The following is a 20,540-nucleotide window of genomic DNA, read 5'->3' as shown; positions in this document are numbered from 1 at the left end:
GACGGGGGTGGGCGACGGCACCGGCCTTTGGCATCATCGAAGGACGACCGGACGCGGTCACCGACACCGCGGGGGAGGGACGACGATGTCCGACCAGATCTTCACGTTCGCAGCTCTCGGGCTGTACTTCGCCGGCATGCTCCTGATCGGCTGGATCGCGTTCCGACGCACCTCCGATCATGAGGACTACATGCTCGGCGGCCGCAACCTGCCGCCGTGGGTCGCCGCCCTCAGCGCCGGAGCCTCCGACATGTCGGGCTGGCTGGTGATGGGCCTCCCCGGCGCGATCTACGTCTCGGGCCTGATCGAGGCCTGGATCGCGGTCGGGCTCACGATCGGCGCCTATCTGAACTGGCTGCTCGTCGCCCCGCGCCTGCGTGCGTACACCGAGGTCTCGCGCAACTCGATCACCGTGCCCAGCTTCTTCGAGAACCGGCTGCGCGACACCACGCGCCTGCTGCGGATCGTCTCGGGCGTCGTCATCCTCGTCTTCTTCACGCTGTACATCTCATCGGGGATGGTCGCCGGCGGAGTCTTCTTCGAGAGCTCGTTCGACGGCGACTACCTGACCGGGATGCTGCTGGTCACCGGCGTCACGCTCGCGTACACACTGTTCGGCGGCTTCCTCGGGGCATCCTTCACCGATGTCGTGCAGGGGCTCATGATGGTCATCGCGCTGATCGTCGTTCCGGTGGCTGCGATCGTCGCGATCGGCGGACTCGCCGAGACCGGCACACTCATCACCGAGGTCGCCCCCGACCACCTCTCGCTGCTCTCGGGTTCGGCGCTCACGGGCGGAACGCTGCTCGCGATCGTCTCGGCACTGGCGTGGGGTCTCGGATACTTCGGGCAGCCCCACATCATCGTGCGGTTCATGGCGCTGCGCTCGCCGCAGGAGGCGAAGAGCGCCCGCCGCATCGGCATCTCGTGGATGGTCGTGTCACTCGCCGGCGCGGTGATCTCAGGCCTCGTCGGCATCGCGTACATCGCCAAGACGGGTGTCGACCTCGGCAATCCCGAGACGGTGGTCCTGCTCATGTCGCAGACGCTGCTGCACCCCTTCGTCGCCGGTCTCGTGCTCGCTGCCGTGCTCGCCGCGATCATGAGCACGATCTCGAGCCAGCTGATCGTCTGCTCGTCGGCCCTCGTCGAGGACTTGTACCGGGTGTTCCGCAAGACGCCGCCGTCGAGTCGCACGCTGGTCGTCCTGGGGCGCATCGGCGTGCTCGCGGTCGCCGTGATCGCCGCGGTGCTGGCGATCACGCCCAACGACACGATCCTCGGGCTGGTGTCGTTCGCGTGGGCGGGCTTCGGCGCCGCGTTCGGGCCGATCATCCTACTGAGCCTGTTCTGGCGCAAGCTCACCACCTGGGGAGCTCTCGCAGGCATGTTCGTCGGCGCCGCGACGGTGTTCATCTGGAAGGCGTTCGACACGGGTCTCTACGAACTGCTGCCGGCGTTCGTGTTCGCGCTCGTGGCCGCCGTGGGCGTGAGTCTCGCGACCTACCGGCATGACGACGAGATCCAGCAGGAGTTCACCGACACCGGGACGATGGTGGCGCTCGCAAGGCCGCGCACGGCGGGCGACACCCCCTGACGGCATCGGGTCGGATGCCGCGAGCAGTCAGCCCTCGCGGCGCCGCACGATCTCGCCGATCCACAGCGGCGCGAAGGGAGAGGTGCATCCGGGCGCGGTGGGGTAGTCGGCAAGCACCTGCAGCCGTTCACCGATGTCGAGAGCGCGGGCGCGCAGGGCCGGATGATGGATGCCGATCTGCGCGAGCGTCTCGTTCATGGTCCACTGCGGGCGCGGCGCCGCATCTCTCATGTCGCGCTCGATGAGGTCGAGCAGGTGTTCCAGATCGAGGCCCTCGGGGTTCTTCGCGACGCGCTCCGCGGTGAGCGACCAGGCGGCGGCGGCAACCGTCGGGTCGGCATCGTCGAACCAGCGCAGACGCATCTCCTCTGCGAGCGGTGTCTTCTTCGCGACGTAGTTCACGAACCAGTCGTTGACCTTCGGCGGGCGGGTCTCGCGCAGCATGGCGTCGAGTTCGTCGGCCGTGAACTCGCGCGGCCTGCAGATCAACAGAGCGAGCAGCCGCGCCGACGTCTCTCCCGTCGCCCACAGCTCCTGCGCGAGGGGCTGATCGGTCTTGATCCTCTTCGCCACCGCGCGCAGCCTGCTGAGGTTCATGCCGTGGTCGTCGCCGCGCTTCTCGTTGGCGGCGCGCATCTTCGGATCCTCGAGGGCGGCGAGTTCACCGAGCGCCTCCGGCAGCGTCATGACGGACATGCCCTCAGGCTAGACCGCGATCGCCGCGTCGGCCCAGCCCTTGTCAAGCCCCGGGTGCGCGGGCGCCGTGCACCGTAGCCTGAATGCTCACCACCCCGGCACGAAAGGACACGGACATGAGCACCGAAGACACCCGTGACGACATCGACACCTCGCGGAACGACATCAGCAGCGAGCCGTCCCCCGGCGCGGATGAGAACGACAACCTCGGAGCCGAGGACGGCAAGGGCAACCCGCCCACCGTGCCCCCGACCGGCGCCGGCGACGAGGACGATGTCGTCGCCGACGAGCCCGAACTCGAGGACTGACCCCCGGGTCTACTCCTCGTCGAGGAGTTCCGTGCGGATGCGGCGGAGGTCCTCCATCAGCGATCCGATCAGGATCCAGTGCTGCGACGACGGCGGACGGATGACCAGCGGAGCCGTCAGCGCCGGGATCGCCGATGTGAGCGCCTCGGGTTCGGGCGACACGTCGGCGATCTGCACGGCCAGCCGCACGTCGTGACCCGCGCGCCGCAGCTGCTCGGCGATCGCGATGACCGCAGGCTCCTCGCCGATCGAGTCGTCGTAGTGGTCGAAGTACGCACGCGTCATGCCGATCGTCTGCGTCACGATCGGTGACAGCCGCTCGAGCAGCGCGCGCATCTCGCGCAGGTCATCGCGATGCGTCGACCGGCGAGGGTTGAGTGTGAGCGACTCCTCGCCCGCCGCGATCGCCGCCTCCGCGGCATCCTTCATCGGGCGCAGCAGCCGCACCTCGAGCATGAGTTCCTGCAGACGTGCCGGCTGCTGCGTCTGCGGCAGGGCATCGGCGAGGCGATCGAGGCTCGCCGCGAGCTCGGCGCCGAGCAGCCCCAGCGCCCGCCGGGCGGGAGCGACGAGCACGGGCGGCACGATCAGGGCGTTCACGACGATGCCGATCACGACGCCGATGAGCGTCTCGCCGATGCGGGCGATCGCGTACTCCGGACTGCTCGATCCCAGCGCGAGCACGAGCATCGCCGAGATCGCCACCTGGTTGCCGGTGCCCGGCGTCGCGCGGAAGATCCAGGCGACGAGCATGGCGACCACGATCGCCAGCAGCACGATCCAGCTCGGTGAGCCCAGCAGCAGCCCGAGCGCGACCGCGATGACGACGCCCACGATCACACCGATGCTGCGCTCCAGTGCCTTCGACAGCGACTGATTCACGCTCGGCTGCACGACCAGCAGGGCGGCGATCGCGGCGAACACCGGCAGCTGACCGGGGAACACCCCTCCGGCGATCAGCCAGGCTCCGATCGTCGCCGCGGCGGACTTCACCACCTGCAGCAGGGAGGAGCGCTGGGAGGCCCGGATCGCGGCGTGGATGCGCATGGCTCCCACGGTAGTCCCGTCTCGGCGACGGACCCGGGTCGGTGTGCAGGGCCCCGCACAGGGTGCGCGGAGATTCGGGTGTCGCACCGCCCGATGTCAACCCCGTCGCAATTCCTCGACGAGGAGCGCTGAATGGAGCAACACGAACGAACGAGCAGTTGAGGAGCATTCCATGGCACAGATCATCGAGACCATCGACGTCGACGTCCCCGTCAACACCGCATACAACCAGTGGACGCAGTTCGAGAGCTTCCCGCACTTCCTCGACGAGGTCGAGTCCATCACGCAGATCGACGACACCCACAACCGCTGGGTCGTCAAGGTCGCCGGACAGACCCGCGAGTTCGACGCCGAGATCACCGAGCAGCACCCGGACGAGCGCGTCGCCTGGAACAGCATCGGCGGAGACACCGAGCACGCCGGCGTCGTGACCTTCCACAAGCTGTCCGACGCCGAGACGCGCGTCACCGTGCAGATCGACTGGGAGCCCGAGGGCCTCGCCGAGAAGCTGGGGTCGCTCGTCGGCGCCGGCTCGCACGCAGTGAAGAAGGACCTCAAGAACTTCAAGGAGTTCATCGAGAAGCGCGGCGCCGAGACCGGTGCCTGGCGCGGCGACGTCGAGGCCTGACCGCCTCTCGGCTCCGCCTCTGCGGCGAGCCCCCTCTCACGGACGAATCGGTCCCGGTGCTCAGCACCGGGACCGATTCGGAGAAAAAGAGGACGCGACTGACACAGAAGCCGCTGGGCGTGCTACGGTTGGCAACGTGCCCCTTTCCGGGGGCGTCATTCATCACCGGCCCGCGAACGCTTGCTGCGACGTGTGTGGCCCGACATCTGGATCCGAATTCTGCGCCGATCGGTTCGGCACGGATCCCCTGAAAACTCCGCCGCCTCCTCCTGGAGAGCGACGAATCAACGTATCCACCGGATCTTGGTGTGATGCACAGGCCGTGTATAACAGCGGCTAGATCAACAGAAAGAAGAAAGCACATGGCCTCTGGCACTGTGAAATGGTTCAACGCGGAAAAGGGCTTCGGCTTCATCGCTCCCGATGACGGCTCGGACGACCTGTTCGCCCACTACTCTGCGATCACTGGCTCGGGCTTCAAGGAGCTCCGCGAGAACCAGAAGGTCGAATTCGACGCTGAGCGTGGCCCCAAGGGCATGCAGGCTGCGAACATCCGCCCTCTCTGAGCGCGCACTGATCGTCCGGAAGCCGGTCGGACCCTTCGGGGTCCGGCCGGCTTCTGCGTGTGCGGGCGGGGAATGCGGCGAAACCGAGTGTGAGGTCACCCTAACCTTCTGTTAGATTAGGCGAGGCTTACCAAAGCCTGACGCGTTCTGCGTCGCCACCCCTCCACTCCTCCCGAAGGGAATGCCTGTGCGCACCTCTCGACTCCTCGCCGCTGCCGGAACGGCCGCCGCGATCGCTCTGAGCCTCACGGCCTGCGCGACGCCCGCCGCCGACGACAGCTCGTCCGCCGGCGGGAACCCGGCCGACGACTCCGCCTTCCCGGTCACGATCGAACACGTCTACGGCGAGACCACGATCACCGAGAAGCCCGAGCGCATCGCGAGCATCGCCTGGGCGAACCACGAGGTGCCGCTGGCCCTCGGCATCGTGCCGGTCGGCATGAGCAAGGCGACGTGGGGCGACGACGACGACAACGGCATTCTGCCCTGGGTCGAGGAGAAGCTCGACGAGCTCGGCGGCGAGACCCCGGTGCTCTTCGACGAGACCGACGGCATCGACTACGAGGCCGTCGCCGACACCGAGCCCGACGTCATCCTGGCCGCATACTCCGGCCTGACGCAGGAGGAGTACGACACTCTCTCCAAGATCGCTCCGGTCGTCGCGTACCCCGAGGTCGCCTGGGGCACCCCGGTCGACGACATGATCGAGCTGAACGCGAAGGCTCTCGGCCTGGCCGAGGAGGGCGAGGCCCTGATCGAGGACCTGCACGCCGATGCCGACGCCGCGCTCGAGGCCAACAGCGTCCTCAAGGACAAGACGGTCCTGTTCGCCTACATCGACCCGACCGACCTCAGCCAGGTCGGCTACTACACCGCGATCGACACGCGCCCCGGCTACCTGACGAGCATCGGCCTGCCGCTGCCCGCGATCGTCGAGGAGAACGCCGACAGCACCGAGTTCTACCTCTCGGTGAGCGCCGAAGAGGCCGACAAGTTCAACGACGTCGACGTGTTCGTGACCTACGGCGACGAGTCGATCATCCCGATCCTGCAGGCCGACCCGCTGCTGTCGAAGATCCCGGCCATCGCGGCCGGACAGATCGCGATCCTCCCGGACTCGTCGCCGATCGCCGCGTCCGCGAACCCGTCGCCGCTCTCGATCTCGTGGGGCCTGAACGAGTATCTCGGCATGCTGGCCGCTCCGCTGGCTGCCGCGCAGTGAGTCGCGGACTCTCCGCGCACTGAACACCCCTCGAGGCACTGACACCCGTGGCCACCACCCTCGCCGCTCCCTTGCCGGGCACCGCAGACCTGCGGCGCCCGGCATGGAAGCGCACCCTCTGGCTGCTCGCCGGTGTCGGTGTGCTGCTGGCCCTGTGCCTCCTCTCGGTCTGCTTCGGCGTGCGGTCGGTGAGCGTCGACGACGTCTTCGCCGCTCTCGCCGGGCAGGATGACACGCTGGCCCAGGCCGCGATCATCAAGCGTCTGCCGCGCACCGTGCTCGCGATCCTCGTCGGGGCAGCGCTCGCGCTCTCCGGCGCGACGATGCAGGCGGTCACCCGCAACCCGGTCGCCGACCCCGGCATCTTGGGGGTCACGACCGGCGCCTCGCTCTCCGTGGTGGTCGGCATCGCCTTCCTCGGTCTGAGTGACCCCTACGGTCAGATGGCCCTGGCGATCGTGGGCGCCGCAGTCGCGGCGACCTTCGTCTACACGGTCGGCTCGCTCGGCCGCGGCGGTGCCACGCCCCTCAAGCTCGCCCTCGCGGGAGCCGCGACATCGGCCGCCTTCGCGTCGCTGATCAGCGCGATCATGCTGCCGCGGGTCGATCTGCTGCAGACGTTCCAGTCCTGGCAGATCGGTGGCGTGGGAGGAGCGGAGTGGCCGCGCATCGCCCTCACGGCTCCGGTGCTCGCGATCGGTGCGCTGATCTGCATCGCCAGCGCTCGCGGCATGAACTCGCTCGCCCTCGGTGACGACATGGCCAAGGGCCTGGGCGAGCACGTGTTCCGCACGCGCCTGATGTCGGCCGTCGGCGCGGTCGTCCTCGCGGGAGCCGCCACCGCGATCGCCGGACCGATCGGCTTCGTCGGTCTCGTCATCCCGCACATCTGCCGCATGCTGATCGGCACCGACCACCGCTGGCTGCTGCCGTTCTCGGCGCTGGCCGGAGCGGCCCTGCTGCTCGCGAGCGACATCATCGGACGCGTGATCGCGCCGTCGTCAGAGGAGATCCAGGTCGGCATCATCACCGCGATCGTCGGCGCCCCGTTCTTCATCTGGATCGTCCGCCGACAGAAGGTGAGGGAGCTGTGAGCGTCGTCGACCGCATTCCCACTGCCCCGCAGACACCCGCCATCGACGCCGACCGGGTCGCCGCGGTCATGGCCGGGCGCCGAGCGCGCCATCGTCGTCACTCCGTCGCGAGCATCGCGCTGGCCGCGGTGCTGTTCGCCCTCTTCTCCGTCGCGCTGATGATCGGCAACACGTTCTACACGCCCGGCGAGGTGATCCGCGTGATCTTCGGCGAGACGGTGCCCGGTGCGTCGTTCACCGTGGGCGAGCTGCGGCTGCCGCGCGCCGTGCTGGCCGTGCTCGCCGGCGTCTCGTTCGGCATCGCGGGCGTGTGCTTCCAGACGCTGCTGCGCAACCCGCTGGCCTCGCCCGACATCATCGGCATCTCCGACGGCGCCGGTGCCGCGGCTGTCATCGGCATCGTGGTGCTGTCACTCAACGGACCGGTCGTCTCGGTGTTCGCGCTGATCGGCGCTCTGGTCACGGCGGGTGCGATCTATCTGCTCTCGATCAAGGGCGGCTTCGCCGGGACCCGACTGATCCTGATCGGCATCGGCATCGCCGCCATGCTGCAGAGCGTGATCTCGTACGTGCTCTCGCGGGCACCCAACTGGGACATCCAGACCGCGATGCAGTGGCTCACCGGCAGCCTGAACAACGCCTCGTGGGACCGCGTCGCGCCCGTCGCGATCGCCGCTGCTGTGATCGTTCCGCTGCTGCTCGCACAGGGCCGATCGATGGGCGCGCTGCAGCTCGGCGATGACTCGGCATCGGGTCTGGGCGTGCGGGTCAACCGCACGCGGCTGCTGTTCATGCTGGGTGCCGTCGCCCTGCTGGCGTTCGCCACCGCGGCGACGGGGCCGATCGCCTTCGTCGCGTTCATGGCCGGACCCATCGCCGCTCGCCTCACCGGTCCCGGCGCGAACCTGCTGCTTCCCAGCGCGTTCGTCGGTGCCGTCCTGGTGCTCGGCGGCGACCTGATCGGCCAGTTCGCGCTCGGCGCGCGCTACCCGGTCGGCGTCATCACGGGCGTGCTGGGCGCGCCCTACCTGATCTATCTGCTCGTCCGCTCCAACCGCTCGGGAGGGTCACTGTGACCGTTTCGCACAGCCTGTCCGCCGAGGGCGTCACCCTCGCGTACGGCGACCGCACCGTCATCGACGCGCTCGACCTGCAGATCGCGCCCGGGCGGATCACGACGATCGTCGGGGCGAACGGATGCGGCAAGTCGACGCTGCTGCGCTCGCTCGCGCGACTGCTCTCGCCCAGCGAAGGGCAGGTCGTGCTCGACGGCAAGTCCGTGCACGCGCGCCCCACCAAAGAGGTCGCGCGCATCCTCGGGCTGCTGCCGCAGTCGCCGGTCGCGCCCGAGGGCATCGCGGTGGCAGACCTCGTCGGCCGCGGTCGTCACCCGCACCAGAAGGTGCTCGCGCGCTGGAGCGCCCACGACTACGAGGTCGTCGCCGACGCGCTGGCCGCGACCGGCACCACCGAGCTGGCCGATCGCAGCGTCGACGAGCTCTCGGGCGGCCAGCGTCAGCGCGTGTGGATCGCGATGGCGCTCGCACAGGAGACCGACATTCTGCTGCTCGACGAGCCGACCACCTTCCTCGACGTCGCACACCAGGTGGAGGTGCTCGATCTGCTCACCGATCTGAGTGTCACCCGCGGCACGACGATCGTGATGGTGCTGCACGACCTCAACCTGGCGGCCCGCTACGCGGACGAGCTCGTGGCGATGAAGGAAGGCCGCGTGCACGCGACCGGCGCGCCGCAGGACATCGTGACGGCCGAGCTCGTCGAAGAGGTCTTCGGCCTCGCCAATCAGATCACCGTCGACCCGGTCTCCGGCAAGCCGATGGTCACACCCATCGGGAGGCATCATGTCCGCTGACACCGCAGAGACGACGACCACCGCGACGACCACCGCGACTGCCGAACGGACGCCGTACGTGCTCGCCCGTGCCAGCGTGCGCGCGGTCGCGCGGGTCTCGCCGAACTTCGTGCGCGTGACCTTCGGCGGCGAGGAGCTGGCCGAGTTCGGAACGCCCGGCGAGGTGTTCGACGCCCGCATCAAGCTGATCTTCCCGCCGGCATCCGGCATCCTGCCGCCGCTCGATCGCGACACGAGCGACTGGTGGGGCTCGTACCTCGCGGTGCCCCAGGAGGAGCGAGGGTCGATGCGCACCTACTCCGTGCGCGAGCTGCGGATGATGCCCGAGGGCACCGAGGTCGACGTCGACTTCGTGCTGCACCTCGAGCCCGGGCTCACCGGTCCGGCCTCGCTCTGGGCGAGTGCAGCGACAGCGGGCCAGGAGCTGTTCCTGATCGGTCCGCGCCGCGGGGTCGTCAGCAACGGCGGCACGGAGTACGCCCCGGGCACCGCCCAATCGGTGCTGCTGGCCGGTGACGAGACCGCGGCCCCGGCGATCGCGCGGATCCTGGAGGACGCCGCGCGCGACCTGCGCGGGACCGCGTTCATCGAGGTGCCGTCGACCGATGACATCCTCTCGATCGACGCCCCGTCCGGTGTCGACGTGCACTGGCTCGCCCGCACCGACGGCGGAGCGCACGGCACGCAGCTGATCCCGACGGTGCTCACGCATCTGGGTGACGCGCACACGCACGTCGAGGTGCGCGACCTCGAGGGCGAGGACCTGGTGTGGGAGACGCCGGACTACTCCAGCCTCGGCGAGGAGATCGCCGCTCACGACGCCCCCGCCGACTGCTACTTCTGGATCGCGGGGGAGAGCGGCGTGGTCACCACGCTGCGCCGGCACCTGGTGAAGGACCTCGGCGTCGACCGCTCGCAGGTCGCGTTCATGGGCTACTGGCGCCGCGGCGTCGCGATGCGCGGCTGAGTGCCGCAGAGACCGGTCACGCCGCACGCACGAATCTGCCGCATCTCGGACTCTCGGGGGAGAGCGTCTGAGATGCGGCAGAGGTTCGAGGTCCGGACGCCGGGCGGCGGGCCTACTTGCTGAGGAAGTCCTTCAGCGCGGCGTTGACCTCGTCGGCGTGAGTCCACAGGAGGCCGTGCGGCGCACCCTCGACCTCGACGTAGTCGGCGTCCGGCACGGCCTGGTGGAAGCGGCGGGCGGTCGCGTCGATCGGCAGGATGTTGTCCTTCGTGCCGTGCAGGATCAGGGTCGGCTTGGCGGCGGCGCGCACGGCCTCGACGTCTTCGCGGAAGTCTTCGATCCATGCCGACACCACGGCGTAGGCGGCGACGGGTGCGCTGCCGACCGCGACGTTCCAGCTGCCGGTCACGGCCTCCTGGCTGATGCGCGAGCCGAGGTTCTCGTCGAGGTTGTAGAAGTCGTTGTAGAACTGCGTGAACCACGCGAAGCGGTCGCCCTTGGCGGCAGCCTCGATGCCGTCGAACACGTCCTGCGGGACGCCCTCGGGGTTGTCGTCGCGCTGCACCAGGAACGGCTCGAGCGAGGCGAGGAAGGCGAGCTTGGCGACGCGCTCGTGTCCGTAGCGGGAGACGTAGCGGGCGAGCTCGCCGGTGCCCATCGAGAATCCGACGAGCACGACGTCGCGCAGATCGAGGGTCTCGAGCACGGTGTTGAGGTCGGCGGCGAAGGTGTCGTAGTCGTAGCCGGTGTTGACCTTGGATGATCCGCCGAAGCCGCGGCGGTCGTAGGTGATGACGCGGTAGCCCTGCGCGAGGAGCTCGCGGGTCTGGCGCTCCCAGCTGTGGCCGTCGAGGGGGTATCCGTGGATCAGGACGACGGGCTGGCCGGCTCCCTGGTCTTCGTAGTAGAGCTCGATGGGGGTGGAGTTCTCGTCTCCGACAGTGATGTAACCCATGATCCTGGTCCTTTCGGTTCCGGTGAGAACGATCGTTCTCGCTCGATATGTCCAACATAGAGAACGTGCGTTCTCATGTCAAGTAAACTTCTGGTTATGACCGAAGACGAGGCACGTGAACGCATCCTCTCCGCCGCGGAGGAGCTGTACTACCGCAAGGGATTCGCGGCCGTCGGCATGGACGAGCTGCGTTCCGAGGCCGGCGTGTCGCTGCGTCGCCTCTATGCGCTCTTCCCCGCGAAGACCGACATCGTGGCCGCCGTGCTCGCGCGCCGGCATGCGGAGTGGGAGTCGGGGCTGTCGGGTGCGGTGGCGGATGCCGGGGCCGACCCGCGCACGCGGCTGCTCGCCGTCTACGGGTACCTCGAGGACTGGTTCTGCAGCGACGGCTTCCGCGGGTGCGCGTTCATCAACGCGTTCGGCGAGCTGGGGGGCACGAACCCCGAGGTGGCGCAGATCGTGCGCTCGCACAAAGCGTCGTTCCAGCAGTACATGGCTGGCCTCGTGGCTGACACGGGTGCGCCGGTGAGCCTGGCCGCGCAGCTGTCGATCCTCGCGGAGGGGGCGCAGAGCACCGCGGCGATCTCCGCCGATCCGCAGGTGGCGGTGCAGGCCCGCGCCGCGGCCGAAGTGCTGATCGACGCCGCGGTGGCCGCCTGACCCGCTGTTCGCGAATCGCGGATATCGCTAACTTGGTTAGCGTGTTGGTGGTATCGTCCCCTGCATGGAATCCCGCACACAGGACATCATCCGCCAGAGCGTGACCATCGCCGCGGCCACGTTCATGCTGATCGCCGCCGCGGTCGGATCCGGAGCTCTCGGCGGCACCTCGGTGAACGAGCTGCAGGGCGGCGCGCTCTCGGCGCAGGGCTCGTACCTCGCGCCCGCCGGCCCCGCGTTCTCGATCTGGTCGCTCATCTACATCGGCCTGATCGCGTACACCGTGTGGCAGGCGCTCCCCGGTCAGCGCGCGAACGAGCGTCAACGCGCCGTCGGCGGGTGGGTCGCTGCCTCGATGGTCCTCAACGGGCTCTGGCTGGTCACCGCGCAGTACTTCACGCTGCCTCTCACCGTGCTCGTGATCGCGCTGCTGCTCGCCACCCTGGCGCGTGTGATCGTGATCCTCGGGCGTGAGCGCCCCCGCACGTGGCCCGAGCGCATCCTCGTCGACGGCGCCAACGGGCTGCACTTCGGCTGGGTCACCATCGCGACCGTCGCGAACACCGCCGCGTGGTTCACCCAGATCGCGCCCGAGAGCTGGGCGGGTCAGGCCGAGGTGTGGGCCGTCGCCGTGCTCGCCGTCGTCCTCGTCATCGGCGTCGCCAGCGCGTGGCTGACCGGACGCATCGCTCCCGCGCTCGCGACCTCGTGGGGCCTCGCGTGGCTCGCCGTCGGGCGCCTGACCGGCGAGCCCGAGAGCACCGTCACCGCGATCGCCGCCATCATCGTGGCCGTGGTCCTCGTCGCCGTCGGGGTCATCGCGTCGCTGCGCCGCCGCCGGGGTCAGAGCACCAGGCGGTAGCCCATCCCCGACTCGGTGAGCAGATGCACGGGCGCACTGGGCTCCTGCTCGAGCTTCTTGCGCAGCTGCGACATGTACAGCCGCAGGTAGCCCGAGTCCGAGACCTGCTCGCTGCCCCAGATCTCCTTGAGCAGGTCCTGCCGAGTCACGAGTGCTCCGGGATGCCGCGACAGGTGCTCGAGCATGCGCCACTCGGTCGGCGTCAGGTGCACGCGTGATCCGCCGCGGGTGACGGTCTTGGTCGACAGGTCCACCACCACGTCGGCGAAGCTCACGGCGGACTCGCCTCCGGCGGGAGCCGCCCGACGCGACAGCGCCCGCAAGCGTGCGAGCAGCTCGTCGACCTGGAACGGCTTGGTGACGAAGTCGTCGGCGCCCGCGTCGAGGGCGTCGACCTTGTCGGCGGAGCCCGTGCGTCCGGAGACCACGATGATCGGCACGCTCGTCCAGCCCCGCAGTGCCTGGATCACCTCGATGCCGTCGAGCCGTGGCATCCCCAGATCGAGCATGATCAGGTCGGGATGCGTCTGCGCGGCGACGGCGATCGCGGCGGCACCGTCGGCGGCCACGACGACCTCGTATCCGTGGGCGGCGAGGGTGATGCGCAGTGCCCGCACCATCTGCGGGTCGTCGTCGGCGATGAGGAGCTTCACTGTGCCTCTGTCTCCCGCGGTTCCTGAGTCTGACGAAGGGGGGTGGCCTCGACCGCGAGCGGCAGGGAGATGACCATCGTGAGTCCGCCACCGGGGGTGTCCTCGGGAGTCAGGCTACCGCCCATGCCCTCCGCGAAGCCGCGCGAGAGCGCCAGGCCCAGCCCGAGTCCGGTGGTGTTGTCGGTGTCGCCGAAGCGCTGGAACGGCTGGAAGATGCTGTCGCGCCTCTCGGTCGGCACGCCCTGGCCGCGGTCGATGATGCGGATCTCGGCGCGCTCGCCGAGGGCGCTGGTCGAGATGAGCACGCGGGTCCCCTGCGGGGCGAAGCGGTGGGCATTGGCGAGCACGTTCACGAGGACGCGCTGCAGCAGCACCGGATCGGCCTGCAGCAGCGGCAGCGCCGGGTCGAGGGCCAGGTCGACGTCGTCGGGTCCGAGGCCGAGCTCGTCGACCGCGGCGAGCACCGGGCCCGTGGCATCCATCGGCGTCGCCGACACCGCCAGCACCCCGGCCTGCACGCGGCTCACGTCGAGCAGGTCGGTGACGAGCGTCGACAGGGTGGCGAGGCTCTCGTCGGCCGTGGCGAGAAGCTCGGCGCGGTCGTCGTCGGAGAGCACCTGTGTGCCGCGCAGGCCCCCGATCGCCGCGACGGCCGAGGCGAGCGGACGCCGCAGGTCATGGCTGAGCGCCGAGAGCAGGGCGCTGCGCATCTGGTCGGTCTCGGCGAGGGCCTCGGCCTCCTTCGCGGTGGCACGCAGATCGGTGTGCTCCATCGCGGCGGCGAGCTGGGCGACGATCGCGTCGAGCAGGCGGCGGGCCGGGCCGTCGAGCGGATCGCCGTGCAGCTCGAGCACCGCGCGCGGAGAGCCGTCGGCGCCGACCGGGATGCGCGTGCATCGACCGTCGGCGAGCGGCTCGCCGTCGCACGCGAGCACCTCGTCGGTCGGCGAGAGCAGCCGCACGCCGCTCAGACCGAACGCCTCGCGCGTGCGACTGACCAGGGCGAGCACCGCGTTGTCGCCCCGCAGCACGTTGCCGGCGACGGCCGCGAGCAGCTCGGCCTCGGCGGTGGCGCGCTTGGCGGTGCGCGCACGGCGGGCGGCCTGGTCGACGATGAGGCTCACCAGGATCGCGATGACCACGTACAGCCCGAGGGCGAGCACGTGCAGCGGGTGCGCGATCGTGATCGTGAACAGCGGCGCGACGAAGAGCAGATCGAGCGTGACGCCCGAGAGCACGGCCGCGAACACGGCGGGGCGGATGCCGCCGATCAGCGCCACCACGACCACGAGCAGTTGATACGCCAGGACCTCGGACGTGATGGACTCGGGGCTGCGGAAGGTGAACATCAGCCACGACAGCAGGGGTCCGAAGAGCACCGCCACCGCGAAGCCGAGCACCTGTCGCCGCCACCCGAGCGCCCCGCCCGTGATCCGCGGCAGGGCGACGCGTCCGCCCGCCGCCGCGTGTGTGACGATGTGCACGTCGATGTCGCCCGAGCGGCGGATGACCTCGGCGCCGATGCCGGGTCCGGTCAGCGCCGCCATCACGCGACTGCGCCGACTGACGCCGATCACGAGCTGCGTGGCATCCGCTCCCTGCGCGAAGTCGACGAGCGCGCCGGGGATGTCGTCGCCGATGATCTGGTGGTAGCTGCCGCCGAGCGACTCGACGAGGGTGCGCTGGGCGGCCAGCGCGCCCGGGGTCTCGTCGCGCAGGCCGTCCTGCGTCGAGATGTGCACCGCCAGCAGTTCGCCGCCGGCCGATCGTGCCGCGATGCGGGCGCCGCGGCGCACCAGCGTCTCGCCTTCGGCTCCGCCGGTCAGCGCCACGACCACGCGCTCGCGCGCCTGCCAGGCTCCCTCGATCCCGTGGTCCGCGCGGTAGCTGCGCAGCGCACTGTCGACCTCGTCGGCGAGCCACAGCAGGGCGAGTTCGCGCAGGGCGGTCAGGTTGCCCAGCCGGAAGTAGTTCGACAGCGCTGCGTCGATGCGCTCGGCCGGGTACACCAGCCCCGCCGAGAGCCGGTCGCGCAGCGACTGCGGCGCGAGATCCACGACCTCGATCTCGTCGGCGGCTCGCACCACGGCATCCGGGATGGTCTCCTGCTGGGCGATGCCGGTGATCTTCTCGACCACGGCGTTGAGCGACTCGACGTGCTGCACGTTGACGGTGGTGATCACGTCGATGCCGGCGTCGAGCAGCGCGTCGACGTCCTGCCAGCGCTTGGGATTCCGCGATCCGGGGATGTTCGTGTGCGCGAGCTCGTCGACCAGGGCGATCTCGGGAGCGCGGGCGAGCACGGCGTCGAGGTCGAGTTCGGTCAGCGCCACGCCGCGGTGCTCGGCGGACCGCCGCGGGACCTCGGGCAGGCCGATCGTCTGGGCACGGGTCGCCGCTCGATCGTGCGTCTCGACGACCGCGATCACCACATCGCGACCCTCGTCGAGCAGTCGCCGGCCCTCGCCGAGCATCTCGAAGGTCTTGCCGACGCCGGGGGCCGCCCCGAGGAGCACCCGGAGTCGACCGCGTCGCTCTCGTGTCATGCGCCCTCCCGCTCATCGAGAGCGAGATTGAGCTCGGCGGCATTGATGCGCTCTTCGCCGAGGAATCCCAGATCCCGCCCTTGAATCCTAGACTCCACGAGCGCCCGCACCTCTGCCTCGGGCAGGTCGCGCGCCTCGGCGACGCGCGGCACCTGCAGCAGCGCGTACGCCACGCTGATGTGCGGGTCGAGGCCCGAGCCCGACGCGGTCACGGCATCGGCGGGGACCTCGTCGGCAGAGACGCCCTCGCGCTCGGCGATCGTGGCGCGACGCTCGGTGATCGCGGCGATCAGGTCGGCGTTCTCGGGGCCGAGGTTGCTGCCGCTCGACGCGGCGCCGTCGTAGCCGTCGCCGGCCGCCGACGGACGCGACTGGAAGTACTGCGGCAGCGCGTCGCCGTCGGCGTCGGTCGCGGACTGGCCGATCAGCGCGCTGCCCCGGTCGTCGGCGAGCAGGGAGCCGTTCGCCTGCGCGGGAAGCAGCAGCTGGCCGACGCCGGTCACCACGAGGGTGTAGCCGACGCCGAGCACGAGCGTGAGCACGAGCATCGCGCGCACCGCGACACCGGTGGTGCGAAGGGTGGTGCGGGTGGAGGACATGGAGTGCCTTTCAGGAAGCGTCAGAATGCGGCGAGCGAGGCGTCAGAAGCCGGGGATGAGGCTGATCACGAGGTCGATCAGCTTGATGCCGATGAACGGGGCGATCACGCCGCCGAGACCGTAGATCAGCAGGTTGCGCTGCAGGATGCTGCTGGCGCTGGCCGGACGGTAGGCCACCCCGCGCAGCGCGAGCGGGATGAGGAAGACGATCACGATCGCGTTGAAGATGATCGCGCTGGTGACGGCGGATGCCGGGGAGTGCAGCTGCATCACGTTCAGCACCGCCAGCCCGGGGAAGACCCCCATGAACATCGCGGGGATGATGGCGAAGTACTTGGCGATGTCGTTCGCGAGGGAGAACGTGGTGAGCGCTCCGCGCGTGATCAGCAGCTGCTTGCCGATGCGCACGATGTCGATCAGCTTGGTCGGGTCGGAGTCGAGGTCGACCATGTTGCCGGCCTCCTTCGCCGCCGACGTGCCGGTGTTCATCGCCACACCCACATCGGCCTGCGCGAGTGCGGGGGCGTCGTTCGTGCCGTCGCCGGTCATGGCGACCAGTCGTCCGCCCTCCTGCTCACGACGGATCAGCGCGAGCTTCTGCTCGGGCGTCGCCTCGGCGAGGAAGTCGTCGACGCCGGCCTCGGCGGCGATCGCCCTCGCCGTGAGGGGGTTGTCGCCGGTGATCATGACGGTGCGGATACCCATGCTGCGCAACTCGTCGAACCGCTCGCGGAGCCCGTCCTTGACGATGTCCTTGAGGTGCACGACCCCGAGGATGCGCCCGCCTGCGGCATCCTTCACCGCCACGACCAGCGGCGTACCGCCGCTCTCGGCGATGGCGTCGGTCCGGCTCGTGAGTTCGGCGGCCGAGGGAAGCTCCATCCAGGCCGTCACCGCCGACCCCGCGCCCTTGCGGATCTGCGTGCCGTCGGCGAGGTCGAGTCCGCTCATGCGGGTCTGCGCCGTGAAGGGCACCACCACGGCATCCGCCGGCAGGTCCACCTGGATCCCTCGGCCGTCGGCGAGCTCGACGATCGAGGCGCCCTCGGGTGTGGGATCGGCGAGCGACGACAGCGCCGCGACGCGCAGCAGCTCTGCAGCCTCGGTGTCGGGCATCGGCACCACCTCGTGCGCACGACGGTTGCCGTAGGTGATGGTGCCGGTCTTGTCGAGCAGCAGCGTGGTCACGTCGCCGGCGGCCTCGACCGCGCGGCCCGACATCGCGAGCACGTTGCGCTGCACGAGCCGGTCCATCCCCGCGATGCCGATGGCCGAGAGCAGGGCGCCGATCGTGGTGGGGATCAGGCACACGAGCAGGGCGATGAGCACCGGGATGCTGACGGGCGAGGCCGCGTACGCCGCGATCGGGTTGAGTGCGAGCACGACGATCACGAACACGATCGACAGGCTCGCGAGCAGGATGTTCAGCGCGATCTCGTTGGGCGTGCGCTGCCGGCTCGCCCCTTCGACGAGCGCGATCATGCGGTCGACGAAGGTCTCGCCGGGCTTGGAGGTGATGCGCACGAGGATGCGGTCCGACAGCACGCGGGTGCCGCCGGTGACGGCGCTGCGGTCGCCGCCGGATTCGCGGATGACGGGGGCGCTCTCGCCCGTGATGGCGGACTCGTCGACCGTCGCGATGCCCGAGACGATGTCGCCGTCGCCCGGGATCAGGTCGCCCGCCTCGACGAGCACGACGTCGTCGCGCTGCAGTTCGGCCGACGACACCTCGACGGTCTCGAGCTCGGACTCCACCGACGGGGTGCCCGCTCCCGCCGAGGGCGTCACGAGGCGCCGCGCCATGGTGCTCGTGCGGGTCTGGCGCAGACTCGCGGCCTGCGCCTTGCCGCGGCCCTCGGCGACCGACTCGGCGACGTTCGCGAACAGCACGGTCAGCCACAGCCACACCGCGATGCCGGCGGTGAACAGCGGCGGAACCGGGGTGCCGCCCGACTCGCCGGGTCCGCCGAGGAAGGGCTCAGCGATCGCGAGCACGGTGGTGAACGCCGCGCCCACCCAGACGAGCAGCATCACGGGATTGCGCACGAGCGTGGCGGGGTTGAGCTTGCGAAGCGCGCCGGGCATCGCCTGCACGAGCGCCGACCAGCCGAACGTGCGCGGGGCGGGAGCAGCCGGGGTGGTGTCGGCGGCGGGTTCCGGTGCCGACGCGGCATCCGAGGAGGGAGTGGTGAGCAGAGACATGTCAGACGAGTCCTTCAGCGAGCGGGCCCAGCGTGAGCACCGGGAAGTAGGTGAGCGCGGTGACGACGACCGTCACGGCGAGGAGCAGGCCGACGAACTGCGGCCGGTGGGTGGGGAGCGTGCCGGATGTCGCCGGAATGCGCTCCTGCGCGGCGAACGAGCCGGCGAGCGCCAGCACCAGCACGATCGGGATGAATCGGCCGAGCAGCATCGCCACCCCCAGCGCGGTGTTGAACCACGGGGTGTTGGCGGTGAGTCCGGCGAACGCCGAGCCGTTGTTGTTCGCGGCCGAGGTGAACGCGTAGAGCACCTCGCTCATGCCGTGCACGCCCGGGTTCAGGATGCTGGTGGCCTCGACGTCGGCGCGGATTCCGGGAATCGCGAAGCTCAGCGCGGTTCCGCCGAGCACGAGCGCGGGCACCACGAGGATGTACAGGCTCGCGAGCTTGATCTCACGCGGTCCGATGCGCTTGCCGAGGTACTCCGGCGTGCGTCCGACCAGGAGCCCGCCGACGAACACGGCGATGATCGCGAGCACCAGCATTCCGTAGAGCCCCGAGCCGACGCCGCCGGGAGCGACCTCGCCGAGCATCATGTTGAGCATCGGCATCATGCCGCCGAGCGCGGTGTACGAGTCGTGCATCGAGTTGACGGCGCCGGTGGAGGTGAGGGTGCTCGCGCTGCCGAAGAGCGTGGAGCCGAGGATGCCGAAGCGCACCTCTTTGCCCTCCATCGCCGCTCCGGCGAGCTCGGGTGCGGTGCCGCGTCCCGCCAGCTCGAGCGCCGACAGGGCGAAGGTCGAGATGAGGAAGATCGTGCCCATCACAGCCGCGATGGCGTAGCCCTGACGGTGGTCGCCGATCAGACGGCCGAACGTGCGGGGGAGCGAGAACGGGATCGCGAGAATCAGCAGGATCTGCAGAATATTGGTCACAGCGGTCGGGTTCTCGAACGGGTGGGCGGAGTTGGCGTTGAAGAACCCGCCGCCGTTCGTGCCGAGCAGCTTGATGGCCTCCTGCGAGGCGACCGGGCCGCCCGGAATGGTCTGCGTGCCACCCGACACGGTGGTGACGTCAGTGAATCCGGCGAAGTTCTGGATCACGCCGCCGGCGAGCAGTGCGAAGGCGCCGATCAGCGCGAGCGGCAGTAGCAGCCGTCCGAGACCCCGGAACAGGTCGACCCAGAAGTTGCCGATCGTGGTCGAACCGCGGCGGGAGAGACCGCGGATCAGGGCGATCGCCACCGTGAGGCCGACGGCGGCCGACGCGAAGTTCTGCACCGTGAGGCCCGCGAGCTGCACCACGTAGCCCATGGTCTGCTCGGGCGAGTAGGACTGCCAGTTCGTGTTGGCGACGAACGACGCGGCGGTGTTGAAGGCCAGCCCCTCGGGCACGGCGGGGAGTCCGAGCGATTCGGGCAGGAACGCCTGCAGCCGCTGAAGGCCGTAGACGAGCACGACGCCGACCACCGAGAACGCCAGCACGCTGCGCGCATAGGCCCGCCACGTCTGCTCGGAGGAGGGGTCGACGCCGATCAGCCGGTAGAGGCCGCGCTCGACGCGCGAATCACGGGGCGTCGAGTAGACGTGGGCGATGTAGTCGCCGAGCGGACGATAGAGCAGGACGAGGGCGACGATCAGTGCCGCGGCCTGCAGGATGCCGAACCAGATCTCGGAGGACATCAGAACCTCTCCGGGGCGACGAGGGCGACCACGAGGTAGACGATCGCGGCGACGGCGAGCACCGCGGCGATGATGCCGAAGACCATCACAGTCGTTCCACCCCCTTCGCGATCAGCGAGACGAGGGCGAACAGCGCGAAGGTCAGCGCGAGGTAGATGATGTCGAGCACGAAGTCGATACAACTCCCGCGCGGGAAGGGTTTCGTCGATCCTCACGGTTCCCCTACGCGCTGTGCGGTGATCCATGCGGATCGCTCACGGGCGGTGCCGCGCTCCCCGCCGTTCCGGTCGCAGTTGATGCCGCCGCGGGCGCGGGGAGGCGGCACGAAGTGCGACCGGAACGCGACGGGCACGCACGAAGTGCGACCAGAACCCCGCCCCGGGG

General features: G+C 69.7%; 20 protein-coding genes. 11 read left to right on the top strand and 9 right to left on the bottom strand.

The features are described from left to right. The first annotated feature begins 85 nt into the window (after nt 1–85). Nucleotides 86–1,597: a sodium/proline symporter PutP gene (gene putP / locus AC2D10_RS10160; protein WP_484707513.1), complete on the top strand. Its 1,512-nt coding sequence runs from the start codon at nt 86–88 to the stop codon at nt 1,595–1,597. 27 nt (nt 1,598–1,624) lie between these two features. Here the strand turns inward: putP and AC2D10_RS10155 are convergent, their stop codons facing one another. Next, on the bottom strand, nt 1,625–2,293 hold the full coding sequence (locus tag AC2D10_RS10155) for a DNA alkylation repair protein (RefSeq protein ID WP_484707512.1): 669 nt from the start codon (nt 2,291–2,293) through the stop codon (nt 1,625–1,627). A 116-nt stretch (nt 2,294–2,409) separates the two neighbouring features. Between AC2D10_RS10155 and AC2D10_RS10150 the strand changes: the two genes are divergently transcribed. Next, nucleotides 2,410–2,601: a hypothetical protein gene (locus AC2D10_RS10150; RefSeq protein WP_484707511.1), complete on the top strand. Its 192-nt coding sequence runs from the start codon at nt 2,410–2,412 to the stop codon at nt 2,599–2,601. A 9-nt stretch (nt 2,602–2,610) separates the two neighbouring features. On the opposite strand, the gene AC2D10_RS10145 is transcribed toward AC2D10_RS10150, so the two are convergent. Further along, complete coding sequence (locus AC2D10_RS10145; protein WP_484707510.1) at nt 2,611–3,648, bottom strand: FUSC family protein; 1,038 nt, start codon at nt 3,646–3,648, stop codon at nt 2,611–2,613. A 172-nt stretch (nt 3,649–3,820) separates the two neighbouring features. On the opposite strand from AC2D10_RS10145, the gene AC2D10_RS10140 reads away from it, so the two are divergent. The 7 genes from AC2D10_RS10140 (at nt 3,821) to AC2D10_RS10110 (ending at nt 9,998) form a co-directional block, all read left to right on the top strand. Beyond that, a complete protein-coding gene (locus AC2D10_RS10140; protein ID WP_484707509.1) occupies nt 3,821–4,276 on the top strand; it encodes an SRPBCC family protein in 456 nt (151 codons plus the stop codon). 362 nt (nt 4,277–4,638) lie between these two features. Further along, nucleotides 4,639–4,842 (top strand): cold-shock protein, encoded by a 204-nt coding sequence (locus AC2D10_RS10135; protein ID WP_045277989.1) that lies wholly within the window; start codon nt 4,639–4,641, stop codon nt 4,840–4,842. Nucleotides 4,843–5,029: 187 nt separating this feature from the next. Beyond that, the gene (locus AC2D10_RS10130; protein ID WP_484707508.1) at nt 5,030–6,064 is read left to right on the top strand and encodes an iron-siderophore ABC transporter substrate-binding protein; all 1,035 of its coding nucleotides are present in this window, start codon (nt 5,030–5,032) and stop codon (nt 6,062–6,064) included. A gap of 47 nt (nt 6,065–6,111) precedes the next feature. Beyond that, nucleotides 6,112–7,158, top strand: coding sequence for a FecCD family ABC transporter permease (locus AC2D10_RS10125; RefSeq protein ID WP_484707507.1), 1,047 nt, complete (start codon nt 6,112–6,114; stop codon nt 7,156–7,158). Between the two features lie 68 nt (nt 7,159–7,226). Continuing rightward, complete coding sequence (locus AC2D10_RS10120) at nt 7,227–8,234, top strand: FecCD family ABC transporter permease (protein WP_484711842.1); 1,008 nt, start codon at nt 7,227–7,229, stop codon at nt 8,232–8,234. Beyond that, nucleotides 8,231–9,031, top strand: coding sequence for an ABC transporter ATP-binding protein (locus AC2D10_RS10115; RefSeq protein WP_484707506.1), 801 nt, complete (start codon nt 8,231–8,233; stop codon nt 9,029–9,031). The genes AC2D10_RS10120 and AC2D10_RS10115 overlap by 4 nt, the downstream gene beginning before the upstream one ends. Beyond that, on the top strand, nt 9,021–9,998 hold the full coding sequence (locus tag AC2D10_RS10110; RefSeq protein WP_484707504.1) for a siderophore-interacting protein: 978 nt from the start codon (nt 9,021–9,023) through the stop codon (nt 9,996–9,998). The genes AC2D10_RS10115 and AC2D10_RS10110 overlap by 11 nt, the downstream gene beginning before the upstream one ends. A 112-nt stretch (nt 9,999–10,110) precedes the next feature. Here AC2D10_RS10110 and AC2D10_RS10105 read toward each other — a convergent pair whose 3' ends face one another. Further along, the gene (locus tag AC2D10_RS10105; protein WP_484707503.1) at nt 10,111–10,953 is read right to left on the bottom strand and encodes an alpha/beta fold hydrolase; all 843 of its coding nucleotides are present in this window, start codon (nt 10,951–10,953) and stop codon (nt 10,111–10,113) included. A 96-nt stretch (nt 10,954–11,049) separates the two neighbouring features. Between AC2D10_RS10105 and AC2D10_RS10100 the strand changes: the two genes are divergently transcribed. Together AC2D10_RS10100 and AC2D10_RS10095 are read left to right on the top strand one after the other, a co-directional pair. Continuing rightward, entirely contained in the window at nt 11,050–11,613 is a 564-nt protein-coding gene (locus tag AC2D10_RS10100) for a TetR/AcrR family transcriptional regulator (RefSeq protein WP_484707502.1), read from the top strand. A gap of 64 nt (nt 11,614–11,677) precedes the next feature. Further along, a complete protein-coding gene (locus tag AC2D10_RS10095) occupies nt 11,678–12,475 on the top strand; it encodes a tryptophan-rich sensory protein (protein WP_484707501.1) in 798 nt (265 codons plus the stop codon). Here AC2D10_RS10095 and AC2D10_RS10090 read toward each other — a convergent pair. From AC2D10_RS10090 to AC2D10_RS10065, 6 genes are read right to left on the bottom strand one after another with little or no spacing between them, the layout of a single operon-like run. After that, nucleotides 12,457–13,128 (bottom strand): response regulator, encoded by a 672-nt coding sequence (locus AC2D10_RS10090; protein ID WP_484707500.1) that lies wholly within the window; start codon nt 13,126–13,128, stop codon nt 12,457–12,459. The genes AC2D10_RS10095 and AC2D10_RS10090 overlap by 19 nt on opposite strands. Further along, the gene (locus tag AC2D10_RS10085) at nt 13,125–15,674 is read right to left on the bottom strand and encodes an ATP-binding protein (protein WP_484707498.1); all 2,550 of its coding nucleotides are present in this window, start codon (nt 15,672–15,674) and stop codon (nt 13,125–13,127) included. The genes AC2D10_RS10090 and AC2D10_RS10085 overlap by 4 nt, the downstream gene beginning before the upstream one ends. Next, nucleotides 15,671–16,273, bottom strand: coding sequence for a potassium-transporting ATPase subunit KdpC (gene kdpC / locus AC2D10_RS10080; protein ID WP_484707496.1), 603 nt, complete (start codon nt 16,271–16,273; stop codon nt 15,671–15,673). The genes AC2D10_RS10085 and kdpC overlap by 4 nt, the downstream gene beginning before the upstream one ends. Nucleotides 16,274–16,315: 42 nt before the next feature. Further along, nucleotides 16,316–18,475, bottom strand: coding sequence for a potassium-transporting ATPase subunit KdpB (kdpB, locus tag AC2D10_RS10075; protein WP_484707495.1), 2,160 nt, complete (start codon nt 18,473–18,475; stop codon nt 16,316–16,318). A 1-nt stretch (nt 18,476) separates the two neighbouring features. Beyond that, entirely contained in the window at nt 18,477–20,156 is a 1,680-nt protein-coding gene (gene kdpA, locus AC2D10_RS10070) for a potassium-transporting ATPase subunit KdpA (protein WP_484707494.1), read from the bottom strand. After that, nucleotides 20,156–20,242 (bottom strand): potassium-transporting ATPase subunit F, encoded by an 87-nt coding sequence (locus AC2D10_RS10065; RefSeq protein ID WP_484711841.1) that lies wholly within the window; start codon nt 20,240–20,242, stop codon nt 20,156–20,158. Before AC2D10_RS10065 ends, kdpA begins: the two co-directional genes overlap by 1 nt. Nucleotides 20,243–20,540 lie beyond the last annotated feature (298 nt).

The sequence above is a fragment of the Microbacterium sp. PI-SA-G genome, assembly GCF_057215335.1.
Note: the sequence above shows the minus strand (reverse complement) of the source record. Positions and strands in the feature narration are given on the sequence as shown.